Annotated in this window: 7 protein-coding genes; 6 read left to right on the top strand and 1 reads right to left on the bottom strand. The window is 72.1% G+C overall.

Annotated elements, in window-relative coordinates; genetic code table 11:
• Positions 1-662 precede the first annotated feature (662 nt).
• The gene (locus ACXN5W_RS07835; protein ID WP_473157495.1) at positions 663-1,667 is read right to left on the bottom strand and encodes a diacylglycerol kinase family protein; all 1,005 of its coding nucleotides are present in this window, start codon (positions 1,665-1,667) and stop codon (positions 663-665) included.
• A gap of 130 nt (positions 1,668-1,797) precedes the next feature.
• Here ACXN5W_RS07835 and ACXN5W_RS07830 point away from each other — a divergent pair, with 130 nt between their 5' ends.
• From ACXN5W_RS07830 to ACXN5W_RS07805, 6 genes are all read left to right on the top strand, one after another.
• On the top strand, positions 1,798-3,084 hold the full coding sequence (locus ACXN5W_RS07830) for an adenylosuccinate synthase (RefSeq protein ID WP_473157494.1): 1,287 nt from the start codon (positions 1,798-1,800) through the stop codon (positions 3,082-3,084).
• Between the two features lie 232 nt (positions 3,085-3,316).
• Entirely contained in the window at positions 3,317-4,273 is a 957-nt protein-coding gene (locus tag ACXN5W_RS07825; protein WP_473157493.1) for a hypothetical protein, read from the top strand.
• A gap of 206 nt (positions 4,274-4,479) precedes the next feature.
• Positions 4,480-5,727 carry a phosphoribosylamine--glycine ligase gene (gene purD / locus ACXN5W_RS07820; RefSeq protein WP_473157492.1) on the top strand — a complete coding sequence of 416 codons (1,248 nt, stop codon included), beginning with the start codon at positions 4,480-4,482 and terminating at the stop codon, positions 5,725-5,727.
• A gap of 254 nt (positions 5,728-5,981) precedes the next feature.
• Positions 5,982-6,668, top strand: a complete 687-nt coding sequence (locus ACXN5W_RS07815) for a hypothetical protein (RefSeq protein ID WP_473157491.1) — start codon at positions 5,982-5,984, stop codon at positions 6,666-6,668.
• Positions 6,669-6,820: 152 nt separating this feature from the next.
• On the top strand, positions 6,821-8,857 hold the full coding sequence (locus ACXN5W_RS07810) for a flotillin family protein (RefSeq protein WP_473157490.1): 2,037 nt from the start codon (positions 6,821-6,823) through the stop codon (positions 8,855-8,857).
• Positions 8,854-14,097: a DNA repair ATPase gene (locus ACXN5W_RS07805; RefSeq protein WP_473157489.1), complete on the top strand. Its 5,244-nt coding sequence runs from the start codon at positions 8,854-8,856 to the stop codon at positions 14,095-14,097. Before ACXN5W_RS07810 ends, ACXN5W_RS07805 begins: the two co-directional genes overlap by 4 nt.
• Positions 14,098-14,110: the final 13 nt, after the last annotated feature.

Raw genomic sequence — 14,110 nt, 5'->3', positions numbered from 1 at the left:
CGGCCGGACCCGGCCCGGGCGGAACCGGGGCGCCCGGAACGGGCGGGACCGGTATCCCCGGCAGGGCCGGCCCAGGCCCGGGTACGTCGGGTGATCCCGGCACGGCCGGTACGACTCCGGGTCCGGGTTGGGCGGACGGTCCCGGCATGGCCGACGGCGCTCCGGAGCCGATTCCGGGTGGCGGTCCCGGCACCGCCGGCACGGACGCACCGGAGACCGGGTCGACGGTCTGACCGGCCACCCACGGCGGCAGCGGTTGAGTGGTGGACCAGGTCGCCCCGGGATCCGCTTCGCCGCCCGGCGGACCCGGTGGTGCCCCGGGATGTGCCGGCACCCCCTGGGGACCCTGCTGGAGCCAGGAGGGCACCGACTGCGGGCCGGCGAGCGGCGGGTTCGGCGGTCCGGTCTCGACCGGCGGTGGTGACGAACCGCGGTGGGCGTCCCAGGCCTCCGGATCGGTCTCCTCCTCCGGCGGCCAGAACGGCTCGCCGGCGCGTCGCGGATCCGATCCGCCCTGGCCCGGCACGTACACCCTGTCGTCGTGCGCCACGGATACCTCCCCCATCTCCCATGCCGAGGATATGCCCGTCCGGCAGTCCCGGTCGGATCACGATCGACCGGGTCCACCGATCGACATCGACCGGCCGGTTCCGCCCGCCCGGCTACCCGGTTGGACCCGGGTCGTAAACGGCCCAGGCACCGGGCTCGATCCACCAGGACCGCTTCCGGGTCAGCTCGCCGGCGACGCCGTCGTCCAGGAAGGACACCGTCTCGGTACGCGGGTTGACACCCACCGCCCGGCCTCGGGCCCGGCGTACCTCCAGGCGTACCCGCCGACGCCGGGACCAGCGGGCGCGGGCGACGACCGGCAGCACCACGGCCACCTCGATCAGGCCGTCCGTGGGGTCCGCGGCGGACAGCAGCGGGATCCCCTCGACCTCGGCGTATCCGCCCGCGTTGCCGACCACGCAGGCGAGCATCGGCTCGTCCCCGGCGGATAGCACGGCGTCGTCCACCTCGACCCGGCCCCGCCACGGCCGGGGTGCGCCGTGCTCGTCCGCGCCGCCCACCAGAACCCCGTCGAGGGTGACCGAACCGCCGTCGTTGCGGAGCAGGTCGAGCCGGCGTACCCGGTCGGCCAGCACCGCCTCGGCCACCGCCGCCGGGCTCCGGGGCAGACCCAGCTGCCCGATCAGGTCGGTCGGGGTCGAGCCGGACCCGCCCGCCGGGTCGAGCGGAAGCAGTCCGATGGGCGGCAGGTCCGGAAGGGTGCGGTTCTCGGCCAGGTCGGCGGGCCGGCGGCTGGGCGGTGGGGCGTACCGGCGAACCATCCGGCGCAGCACGGTGCGTAACTGACCGTCACTGGCTGTCGCGACGATCAGTCGGGTCTTGGCGTCCTCGTCGGGCCAGGTGAGCCCGTCCGGGCGGGGCGGCCCGTCCAGCCGGGTCAGCACCGCGTCGATCTCCGCGTCCGACCGGGCGGTCACGGTGGTCACCCGCGCGCCGGCCGCGGTGAGCGCGTCCGCGCAGGTCAACACGGGTACGCGCGGCGTGTCCGCACACCGGTCGCCGGCCTCGCCGGCAGCCGCCCCGCAGCAGGAGTCGCCGCCGCAGCCCGCCGAGTCCGGACGTTCGGAGTCGAGGGTGAGCAACACCACGTCGTACACGGCCGCGGGCCTCCTGCCTCCTTGGTCCGGCCGCTGCGGCTCGGACCATGACTAGTTGTTAACCTGACTGACCGGGCTTGCCGCGCGGTCGCCACCTGGGCACCCGAGCCCCTTGGAGGCGGGTTTCACGATGCCAGCGATCGTGCTCATCGGGGCGCAGTGGGGCGACGAGGGCAAGGGCAAGGTTACCGACCTGCTCGGCGACCGGGTCCACTACGTCGTCCGCTACTCGGGCGGCAACAATGCCGGCCACACCGTGGTGACGCCGGACGGCGAGAAGTACGCCCTGCACCTGATGCCCTCGGGCGCGCTCTCCCCGAGCGCGAAGATCGTGATCGGCAACGGCGTGGTGGTCGATCCCAAGGTGCTGCTGGAGGAGATCGACGGCCTCGCGGCCCGGGGCGTCGACGTCTCCCGGCTGCGCATCTCCGGCGACGCGCACCTGATCATGCCGCACCACCGGGCACTGGACCGGGTGGTCGAGCGCTACCTCGGGTCGTCCCGGATCGGCACCACCGGTCGGGGTATCGGCCCCGCGTACGGCGACAAGGTCGCCCGGATGGGCATCCGGGTCCAGGACCTGCTGGACCCCGGCATCCTGCGCAAGAAGCTCGACCTCGTGCTGCGGGAGAAGAACCAGACGCTGTTCAAGGTCTACAACCGCAAGGCGATCGACGTCGACGCGGTGACCGAGGAATATCTGGAGTACGCGGCCCGGCTGCGGCCGTACATCGCCGAGACCCGGGCGATGCTCTGGGACGCGCTGGACCGGGGCGAGAACGTGCTGCTGGAGGGCGCCCAGGCGACCATGCTGGACATGGACCACGGCACGTACCCCTTCGTCACCTCGTCGAACCCGACGGCCGGCGGGGCGTGCGTGGGCGCGGGCATCCCGCCGACCGCGATCGACCGGGTGATCGCGGTGAGCAAGGCCTACACCACCCGGGTGGGCGCCGGTCCGTTCCCCACCGAGTTGTTCGACGCGAACGGCCAGCACCTGCGCAAGATCGGCAACGAGTACGGCACCACCACCGGCCGGGAGCGGCGGTGCGGCTGGTTCGACGCGGTGGTGGCCCGGTACTCCTGCCGGCTCAACGGCGTCACCGATCTGGTGGTGACCAAGCTGGACGTGCTCACCGGGCTGGACAAGGTGCCGATCTGCGTCGGGTACGAGATCTTCGGCGAGCGGGTCGACGACATGCCCATGACCCAGACCGACTTCCACCACGCCAAGCCGGTGTACGAGGAACTGGACGGCTGGTGGGAGGACATCTCCAAGGCCCGTGACTGGGCTGAACTGCCACTCAACGCCCGCCGCTACGTCGAGCGGATCGAGCAACTCTCCGGCGCCCGGATCAGCATGCTCGGCGTCGGCCCCGGCCGCGACGAAAACATAATCCGCCACCCCCTCCTCTAACCCCTTCCTTCCCCCCTCCCTCCCTCCCTCCCTCCCTCCCTCCCTCCCTCCCTCCCTCCCACCCCTCCCGGTTGATCATGAAGTTAGCTGCCAGTTTGATCTCTCAATCGACCGGTAACTTCATGATCAACCAGGCTCGGTCGTGTCGCGCGGGCTGAGTTATCCACAGGGGGTGGGGGTTATCCACAGGGGGTTCTCGACGTGATCGGCGGCAGCGTCCAATGTTGCGGCGATGGAACGTACGGGGATCCTGCGCCGGCTGGCCTTGGCTCAGGACGGGTTGGTCACCCGCGACCAGGCGGTGCGGGCGGGGTTCAGCCGTCACGAGATCGATCACCTGGTTGGTGCGGGCCGATGGCGCGCCATGGCCCGAGCCGTCTATCTGCCCTTTCCTCGTGACGGCAGCGATCGGTCCGGCGCTGTCACGGAGGCTCGGCGGCAGCGGATCCGCGCCGCGCTGGTCTCGTTCGGTTCCCCGGCGCACGCCGTACTGTCGACCGCCGCGGAACTGCACGGCCTCGCCGGGCTACCGGAGACGGAACAGGTCCATCTCGCGCTGCCGGCCCGGGCAGCCCGGCCATCCCGGATCCGGGATCGGGCGATAGTGGTACACCAGCTCGAACATGAGTCGGACGATCTGACCGTGGTCGCCGGGTTGCCGGTCACCACCGCTTCGCGCACCGTCGCCGAACTCGCGCTTCGGTTGCCGCGGTACCAGGCGGTCGCGGTCCTGGACTCGGCACTCAACCGGTGCCTGCTCCGTCCGGAGGAACTCCCTTCGATGCTCGTGCGCCTACGCGGCCGGCGTGGAGTCGTGGCGGCTCGGAGACACATCGCCGAGGCGGACGGCCGCGCGCAGTCACCGCTGGAGACCCGGGTCCGGTTGCGCTGTGTCGACGGTGCCGTGCCACCGGACGTCCTCCAGTTGGACGTACGCGACAACGACGGTTACCTGCTGGGAGTGGGTGACCTGGCCTGGCGTGCCGCCCGGTTGATCGCCGAGGCGGACGGTCGTGGCCCACACGGGACACCGGACGCGATCTTCGCCGACCGTCGCCGGCAGAACCGGATCGTCAACGCCGGCTGGACAATCCTCCGATTCACCTGGGCGGACACCCTCCGGCCGGACTACATCCCGTACGTGGTGCGACAAGCCCTGTCGGTCGCCCCGCGCTACCCCCGGCGATGAGGTCGATGGCCGCGCTACACGCGGTACGGGCCGCGATTGATCATGAAGTTAGCGGTCAATTCGGAGATCAAACTGGCAGCTAACTTCATGATCAACGGGGTGGGGGGAGGGGGTGGGGGGAAGGGGGAGGGGTGGGGTTCAGGGGGTGGGATGGGTGGGTGGTGGAGTGGGGGGTGGGGGTGGGTGGGGCCGTAGGATGCGGGGTTGTGCGGGTACTTCTTCTCGGCGGGGGTGGGCGGGAGCACGCCCTGGCCCTGGGCCTGGCCGCTGACCCGGCCGTCGAACAGCTGATCGCGGCCCCCGGCAACCCCGGTATCGCCGCCGTCGCGCAGTTGCGCGAGGTGCGGCCAACCGATCCGGCAGCGGTCGCCGCGCTGGCGGTGGAGACCGGCGTCGATCTCGTGGTGATCGGCCCCGAGGCGCCGCTGGTGGCCGGCGTGGCGGATGCGGTACGTGCCAAGGGCATCGCGGTGTTCGGCCCGAGTGCCGCGGCGGCCGCCATCGAGGGCTCCAAGACGTTCGCCAAGGAGATCATGACGGCGGCCGGAGTGCCCACGGCCCGCGCGCGTACCTGCTCCGACGCCGCCGAGGTGGCCGCCGCACTGGACGAGTTCGGCACGCCGTACGTGGTGAAGGACGACGGCCTGGCCGCCGGCAAGGGCGTGGTGGTGACCGACGATCGGGAGATCGCCGAGCGGCACGCCGCCGAGTGTGGCCGGGTGGTGATCGAGGAACACCTCGCCGGCCCTGAGGTGTCGCTCTTCGTGGTCACGGACGGCACGGCTGCTGTGCCGTTGCTGCCGGCCCAGGACTTCAAGCGGATCGGCGACGGCGACACCGGCCCGAACACCGGCGGCATGGGGGCGTACGCGCCGCTGTCCTGGGCGCCCGCCGGGCTGGTCGACGACGTGCTGGACCGGGTGGTCGGGCCGACCCTGGCCGAGTTGCGCCGCCGGGGCACCCCGTTCACCGGCCTGCTCTACGTGGGGCTCGCGCTCACGGCGGCCGGCCCCAAGGTGATCGAGTTCAACGCGCGGTTCGGCGATCCGGAGACCCAGGCGGTGCTGGCGCTGCTCGACACGCCGCTGGCCGGCCTGTTGCACGCGGCGGCCACCGGCACGCTGGCCGCGCACCCGCCGCTGCACTGGCGGCCCGGAGCGGCCGTCACGGTGGTCGTCGCCGCGGACGGTTATCCCGGTACGCCTCGCACGGGGGACCCGATCACCGGTGCGGACCGGCCCGGCGTCATCCACGCCGGCACCGCCCGCTCCGCCGACGGCAGCCTGGTCTCCGCTGGCGGTCGGGTGCTGGCCTGTACGGCTGTCGCAACCGGCCTGGTGGCTGCCCGGGACGGTGCGTACGCGCTGATCGACGGGATCGAACTGCCCGGCGCCCAGTACCGGCGGGACATCGCACTGGCCGCCGCCGAGGGCCGGATCACGCTGCCCGGCTGACCCTCGACCCGCCTCGCGGCCTGCGGGCCGTGTCTGGACCGGAGGGCGACCGGTTCGAGCCAGCGGGTTGAGCGGATCGGGTCGGCGAGGGTGACCGGTTCGGGTCGGTGAGGGTGACTGGTTCGGGTCAGCGGGTTGAGCGGAGGATCAGTCGGTCGATGACCCTCACGCCTTGACCTGGCCTGCCACCATCGTTTTGACGAGCGAGCCGGAATCGACGGCGAGCATTGCCGGTCGGCGGGGAGGGACGGGCCATGGGCGGGTTCCTCGGCGCGGTCCTCGAATTCCCGACCGTACTCTCCACGTTCCTCCTGGTGACCGTCATCGGCTACTGGCTGCTGGTGTTGACCGGTGTGCTCGATCTGGGCGACGCGGATGGCGGTGCCGGCGCGGATGGCGGTGCCGGTGGGGACGGGGGCGCTGGCGGGGAGGACGCCGGTCACGGCCTGGCCGGTGGGCTGGCCGCGGTGGGCCTGAACGGTCCGCCCACCAGCGTGGTCCTCTCGCTGTTCATCGCCCTCACCTGGTTCGGTTGCCTGGTTGCCGACGTACCGCTGGACCGGGCCGCCCTCGGCGCCGGCCCGCGCTTCGGACTCGGCCTCGTGGTCCTGCTGCTGGCGCTCTGCGCGGCCTGGCTGGTCTGCCGGGTGGCGGTGGTGCCGCTGCGCCGGCTGTTCCTGGCCGGTTCGACGGATCGTCGCCTGGCCTTCGTCGGCCGGCTCTGCGTGATCCGGACCGGTCGGGTGACCGCGGACTTCGGCCAGGCCGAGGTGACCGCCGCCGACGGATCCAGCGCAGTCGTCCAGGTGCGACAACCCGGGGCCGAACCGCTCGGTGCCGGCAGCCCCGCGCTGATCTACGACTATGACGAGGTGGGCGAGTTCTTTCTCGTGATGCCCGCCGAACCGGTGATCGATCCCTCGCTCCGGTCCCCGATGTAGGCCATCAGGACCCGGCGGTCGTGACCCCGACGCACGAACGTCCCGGACCGCGTACTCCAAACCGGAAACATCCCGACCCGCGCTGCCCAAAATGATTCGAAGGGAGGAGTGCGCGGAAATCCCGGGCGCCTGCCGCCCGCCGCGCCACCATCATGGACGTCATCACCACCGGCCTCGGCATCCTGCTGGCCGTCGTCCTACTCATCCTGATCTGCCTGGCCATCCTGGTCAGCCGCCTGTTCCGCAAGGTCGAGCAGGGCAAGGCCCTGATCGTCTCGAAGGTGCGCCGGGTCGATGTCACGTTCACCGGCGCGGTTGTGCTGCCGGTCCTGCACAAGGCCGAGGTGATGGACATCTCGGTGAAGACCATCGAGATCGCCCGGACCGGCCAGGAGGGTCTGATCTGCCGGGACAACATCCGGGCGGACATCCGGATCACGTTCTTCGTCCGGGTCAACAAGACCGTCGAAGACGTCATCAAGGTGGCCCAGGCGATCGGTACCGCCCGGGCGAGCGACCAGAACACCCTCCAGGAGTTGTTCAACGCCAAGTTCTCCGAGGCGCTCAAGACGGTGGGTAAGCAACTCGACTTCGTGGACCTCTACACCAAGCGGGACGAGTTCCGGGACCAGATCATCCGGGTCATCGGCACGGACCTGAACGGGTACAGCCTCGAGGACGCCGCCATTGACTTCCTGGAGCAGACCCCGATGGCCCGGCTGGACCCGGGCAACATCCTGGACGCCCAGGGCATTCGCAAGATCACGGAGTTGACCGCGATCGAGCACGTGCGGACCAACGAGTTCCAGCGCAACGAGCAGAAGGAGATCACCCGGCAGAACGTCGACGCCCGGGAGGCCATCCTGGAACTCGAACGCCGGCAGGCGGACGCCGAGGCCAAGCAGCGCCGCGAGATCGAGACGGTCCGGGCCCGTGAGGAGGCCGAGATCAGCCGGGTACGCGCCGAGGAGCGGCTGCGGGCCGAGGCCGCGAACATCCGTACCGACGAGCAGTTGGGCATCCAGAACGAGAACCGGGCCCGGGAGATCGCCGTGGCCGAGAAGAACCGGGAACGGGTCATCGCCATCGAGGCCGAGCGGATCGAGAAGGACCGCATGCTCGAGGTGATCGGCCGGCAGCGGGAGACCGAGCTGTCCACGATCTCCAAGGACAAGGAGGTGGAGGCCGAGAAGCGGGCCATCGCCGAGGTGGTCCGGGAGCGCATCGCGGTGGAGAAGACCGTGGCCGAGCAGGAGGAGAACATCAAGCGGCTGCGGGTGGTCGAGGAGGCCGAGCGGACCCGCCAGGCCGTCGTCATCCAGGCCGAGGCCGAGGCGCAGGAGCACCTGGTCAAGGACATCAAGGCCGCCGAGGCCGCCGAGGCCGCCGCGAAGTTCAAGGCCCGCGAGGAACTGGTGCTGGCCGAGGCCCGGCAGCAGGCGGCCGAACTGGACGCCCGGGCCAAGATCCGGCTGGCCGAGGGGGCGCAGGCCGAGGCCGCCGCGGCGGGGCTGGCCGAGGTGCAGGTCAAGGAGCGCAGCGCCGAGGCGATCGAGAAGGTCGGTCGGGCCGAGGCCACGGTGGAACGGGAGCGTGCGCTGGTCGCGGCCGACGCGGTACGCGAGAAGCTGAAGGGCGAGGCCGAGGGTCTGACCGAGAAGGCGGCCGCGATGGCGGCGCTGGACGATGCGACCCGCGAACACGAGGAGTACCGGCTGCGGCTGGAGCTGGAGAAGGAGGTCCGGCTGGCCGGCATCGACGTGCAGCGGCAGGTGGCCGAGGCGCAGGCCAGCGTGGTCTCCGCCGGCCTGGCCAAGGCCAACATCGACATCGTGGGCGGGGACAGCGTCTTCTTCGACAAGCTGCTCGGCTCGATCAGCCTGGGCAAGAGCGTGGACGGCTTCCTCAACCACTCCGACACCGCCCGTACCCTGGCCGGACCGTGGCTGGACGGGAAGAGGTCGTTCACCGACGACCTGACCCGGATCCTCGGCTCGTTCAACAGCGCCGACGTGCAGAACCTCACCCTGTCGGCGTTCCTGCTCCAGCAGATCAAGACCGGCGGCGCCGAGGCCGGCAAGCTGCGCGAACTGCTCGACGCCGCCCGCAAGCTCGGCGTCGCGGACGCCCCGATGGCCGCGCTGACCGGCGCGGTCCAGCCGGCACCGGCTGCGGACGTGCGCCGGTGACGGCTCCGGAAACCGCGCCCACCGCCGGACCAGCCGCCCAGGCCGGTCCGGCGGGATCCGCCGGCGTACCCGGTCCGGCGGGATCCGCCGGCGTACCCGGTCCGGCGGGATCCGCCGGCGTACCCGGTCCGGTGGGATCCGCCGACGCGTCCGGGGTGGACGCGGGCAGTTACGAGGTGTTGCGGAATCGGCTCGCCGACCGGGCTGCCGAACTGGCTCGGCGGGCCGAGCGGCTGAACGCCGAGCGGACCGCACTGTTCGGCGGCACCGAGCTGCGGTTGCTGGGCACCGAACGGATCCGGACCCGGCACAACTGCGTACCCCGGGACATCGTGCCGGTGGGCGGCCTCATGCTGTTCGGCTACAACGTCTTCATCGGACTGAAGCCCGAGACCGAGGTCGACGACGTCTTCTCGCTGCACCGGTTCGTCCGGGAACCGAAGCCGGCGGCATCCGACGAGGGCTCGGCGGGCGCCGCCGGTGCCGGTGTCGCGACCGGGACCGGCGGCGACCCGGAGGGTACGGCCGAGGCGTTCCGGTTCGACGACGTGGACGCCGACGAACTGCCCGGCCTGCTGCGCCACCCGCAGTTCGAGCGCGACTTCGCCGAGCTGTACCGCTACTACCGGCAGACCCGACTGCTGCAACTGCGCCGGCTCGACGGCCGGCTGCTGGCGGTCTTCCAGACCGGCGAGCGCACCGACGACATCCGGGTGCTGCGCTGGACCGTCGGCACCGACGGTATCCCCGACTATCTCGACAACCGGGGCGAACGGGAACACATCTTCCCGCCCGGGCACGACTTCGTATGGATCGCCACCACCCGCGAGGACCACGTCCTCGGCCGGCACCCGCACGTGTCGATCCAGGGCAAGGTGTTCGTCGAGACGGTCGGCGGCACCCTCACGGTCAAGGTGGAGAACAACACCGAGACCGGCGAGGGCGTGTACAGCGAGCCGGTGGACGAGCCGTTGCAGAGCCTCGCCGACGCCGACATCGAGTACGCGCTGGTCGGCCCGCTGATCCTGCTGCGGCTGCGACCGTACCGGGAGACCGCCTGGCGTTATCTCGTGTTCAACACGCTCACCGCCGACGTGGTCCGGCTGGACGGCATCGGGATGGCCTGCCAGCGGCTGCCGGAGGACCACGGGATCATCTTCCCGGGCGGCTACCACCTGGCCACCGGCGTGAGCCGGACCTTCGACGCGGACACCACCGACCTGGAGTTCGAGCGGGTCATCCGGTCCGGAAATGGGGAGGACGTGCTGTACGTCTTCCACGCCCGCGCCGAGGGCCGGTCGCTGCTGCTGCCGTACAACGTGATCCGCAAGGAGGTCAGCACGCCCATCGTCGGGCACGGCTACTCGCTGTTCCCCGACGGCACCCTGGTGGTGTTCCGGGCCACGTCGGCGGAACCGACCCGGGTACACCCGATGCAGATCTGGCGCACGCCGTACCTGTCCGACGCGTACGCCGCGGCCCAACCGGTCGGCACCGGACCGCTGGAGCGGGTCGGCAACGCGGACCTGGTGCGGGGCATCTCCGACTGCCTGTCGGTGACCCGGCTGGTGTCCGAGACCACCCCGGCCACCGCGGTCTTCGAGACGCTGATCGCGGCCTGCACCCGGATCTTCGACCACTACCACTGGCTCGCCGACGCCGAGTTCGGCAACCTCGCCGAGCCGCTGGCCGAGGTGCGGGCCACCGCCCAGCAGGTGCTGGACGAGTTCGAGGCGGTCCAGTCGCTGACCGCGCACGCCGCCGGGCAGGTGGACGCGACCGCCGAGGAGATCGCCGCGCTGGCCCGTCGGGTCGCCGGCGCCGCGCCGCTCACCGCCGACGAGTGGGTACGCCAACTCGCCGCGCTGCGCCAGGCGCAGGGCCGTCTGGTGACCCTGCGTGATCTGCGGTACGTCGACCTCGCCCGGGTCGACGAGCTGGCCGGGCGGCTGACCGGGGAGATCGACACGGCCGGGCGGCGCGCGGTGGAGTTCCTCGGCCGCGACGACGCCTTCACGGCGTACCGGTCCGAGGTGGCCGAGCTGACCACCCGGGCGCAGCGGCTGAGCGCGGCGGCCGAGGCCGAACCGATCCGGGACCGGCTGACCGAACACACCGACGGGTTGCAGACCCTCACCGAGGTCGTCGGCGCGCTCGACATCGCCGACGCGGCCGTGCGGACCGGCATCCTGGCCCGGGTGGCCGAGGTGCTGGGCGGGGTGAACCGGGCCCGGGCGGTGCTGGACGCCCGCCGCCGGGAGTTGCTCGCGGTCGAGGGCCGAGCCGGCTTCGCCGCCGAGTTCGCGCTGCTCGGCCAGGCTGTCACCGGGGCGCTGGCCGCGGCCGACACCGCCGAGCGGTGCGACGAGCAGCTCGGCCGGCTGCTGCTGCGGGTGGAGGACCTGGAGTCCCGGTTCGGTGAGTTCGACGATTTCCTCACCGAGCTGGCCACCCGGCGTACCGACATCTACGAGGCGTTCTCGGCCCGAAAGCAGGCGCTGCTGGACGAGCGCGCCCGGCGGGCCGACCGGATCGTCTCCTCGGCCGAGCGGATCCTGGTCAGCGTGCATCGGCGGCTCGTCGGGCTGGGCTCGGTCGACGAGGTGAACACCTACTTCGCGGGCGACCCGATGATCACGAAGCTGCGGTCGGTGGTCGAGGAACTGCGTACCCTCGGCGACCCGGTCCGGGCGGCCGAGCTGGACGGCCGGCTCCGGGCCGCGCGCCAGGAGGCCGGGCGGGCCCTGCGGGACCGGCTCGACCTGTACGCCGACGGGGGCGCCACGATCCGGCTGGGCCGGCACCGGTTCGCGGTGAACAGCCAGCCGATCGACGTGACGCTGGTGCCGCAGGACGGTCGGCCGATGGTGGCCGTCACCGGCACCGACTACCGGCGGGCCGTTCCGGGTGGCGCCCTCGGTGCTGACCGCGACCTCTGGACCCAGCCGCTCGTCTCGGAGTCCGCCGAGGTGTCCCGGGCGGAGTACCTGGCCAGCTCGATCCTGGCCGAGGCGGAATCCGGCGGTCCCGGCCCGACGTGCGACGCGCTGTACGAGGCCGCGGCCGACCCGGACCGGCTCCGCGAGCTGGTCCGGGTTATCGCCGAGACCCGGTACGACGAGGGCTACGAGCGGGGCGTCCACGACCACGACGCGGCGGCGCTGCTCGGTGCGTTGTTGCGGTTGCGTGCCGGCGCCGGGTTGCTGCGGTACCGGCCGGCCGACCGGGCGGTCGCGCAGCTGTTCTGGCGGTACGGCACCGACGAGCCGGCCCGGACCGGTTGGACGATGCGGGCAGCCTCGCTGGCCCGGGCGCGCTCCCGGTTCGGCCGACCGCCGGTGGGCCCGGACGCCATCGACGAGCTGCGGACCGAGCTGGCCGAGGCGGTCGGGACGTTCCGCCGGGAGAACCACCTCACGGGGCCCGGCACCGGGGGTGAGCGGCAGGCGGCTGAGTACCTCGTCGAGGAGTTGGCGGCGGCGCCGGTCCGGTTCGTCACCAGTGCCGGGGCACGGGCCCTGGTGGACCGGTTCCGGCAGGCCCTCGGCGGTCCGCAGGCCCCGGCCGCCAAGGAGTTCGACGACGACCTGCGCGGGCTGACCGACCTCGCGGCCCGGCACCAGTTGGTGACCGCGTGGTTCGGCGGGTTCCTCGCCCGCACCGTTCCCACGGCCGGTGCGGGAGCCGGCGGCGGGTCAGGGCCAGCGGGCGGCTCCGGCCCGGCGGCCGGCGCGGCGGTACCGTTCACCGCCGCCGACCTGCCGGAGGCGGTGGCCCTCGAACTGTGCGGCGCCGAGCTGCCCCGGCACGACTCGGCGGCGGCGCTGACCGAGACGGTTGACGGACTGCTCGGCACGCACCCCCGGATCTCCGGTGGCCGGTTGACCGTCCGGCTGGACGAGACGCTGGACCGGACCCGGCGGTTCCGGACCGAACGGGTCCCGGCGTACCGGGCGTACCAGCGGCGCCGCAACGAGCTGGTGGCGGCCGAACGGGACCGGCTGCGGCTGCCCGAGTACCAGCCGAAGGTGCTCAGCGCGTTCGTCCGCAACCGGCTGCTCGACGAGGTGTACCTGCCACTGATCGGCGACAACCTGGCCCGGCAACTCGGCGCGGCCGGCGACACAGATCGGGTCGACCGGTCCGGCCTGCTGCTGCTGATCTCGCCGCCGGGCTACGGCAAGACCACCCTGATGGAGTACGTCGCCAGCCGACTCGGCCTGGTCTTCGTGAAGGTCAACGGTCCGTCGCTCGGCTCCGGTGTCACCTCGGTGGACCCGGCCGAGGCGCCGAACGCCACCGCCCGGCAGGAGGTCGAGAAGATCTCGCTCGCGCTGGAGATGGGCAGCAACGTCCTGCTCTATCTCGACGACATCCAGCACACCTCGCCGGAGCTGTTGCAGAAGTTCGTCTCGCTCTGCGACGCACAGCGCCGGATGGAGGGGGTCTGGGACGGGCGCACCCGCACGTACGACCTGCGCGGCAAGCGGTTCGCCGTGTGCATGGCCGGCAACCCGTACACCGAGTCGGGGCAGCGGTTCCGGGTGCCCGACATGCTGGCCAACCGGGCGGACGTGTGGAACCTCGGCGACGTGCTCTCCGGCCGCGAGGAGGTGTTCGCGCTCAGCTACCTGGAGAACGCGCTCACCGCCAACCCGGTGCTCGCGCCGCTGGCCGGTCGGGACCGGGGCGACCTGGAGTTGCTGCTCGCGCTGGCCCGGGGTGACGACTCCGTCCGGCCGGACCGGCTCAGCCACCCGTACCCGGCGGTGGAACTCGACCAGATCCTCGCGGTGCTGCGGAAGATGGTGCGGGTCCGCGAGACCGTGCTGGCGGTCAACCGGGCGTACATCGCCTCGGCCGGGCAGGCGGAGGCGTCCCGCACCGAGCCGCCGTTCCAGCTCCAGGGGTCGTACCGGAACATGAACAAGCTGGCCGAAAAGATCGTCCCGGTGATGGACGACGAGGAGCTGGCGGCGGTGATCGACGACCACTACCTGGGCGAGGCACAGACCCTGGCGGCCGGCGCCGAGGCCAACCTGCTCAAGCTGGCCGAGTTACGCGGTCGGCTCACGCCCGAGCAGGCCCGCCGGTGGACCGAGGTGAGGGCCGGGTACCAGCGGGCCCGCGCGCTGGGTGGGGCCGGCGACGATCCGGTGGACCGGGCCGTCGGCGCGCTGGGCCTGCTCGCCGACCGCGTCGGCGCCGTGCAGACCGCCATCGAACGCGCGACCAGATGAAAGGAAGGGCCCC

The sequence above is a fragment of the Plantactinospora sp. A48 genome (assembly GCF_055793945.1).
This window is presented reverse-complemented; position numbering and strand designations above follow the sequence as displayed.

Bases quoted from the DNA above. Each gene is read 5' to 3' on its own strand.
- ACXN5W_RS07830 (WP_473157494.1), top strand. From the start codon at position 1,798: ATGCCAGCGATCGTGCTCATCGGGGCGCAGTGGGGCGACGAGGGCAAG.
- ACXN5W_RS07825 (WP_473157493.1), top strand. From the start codon at position 3,317: ATGGAACGTACGGGGATCCTGCGCCGGCTGGCCTTGGCTCAGGACGGG.
- ACXN5W_RS07815 (WP_473157491.1), top strand. From the start codon at position 5,982: ATGGGCGGGTTCCTCGGCGCGGTCCTCGAATTCCCGACCGTACTCTCC.
- ACXN5W_RS07810 (WP_473157490.1), top strand. From the start codon at position 6,821: ATGGACGTCATCACCACCGGCCTCGGCATCCTGCTGGCCGTCGTCCTA.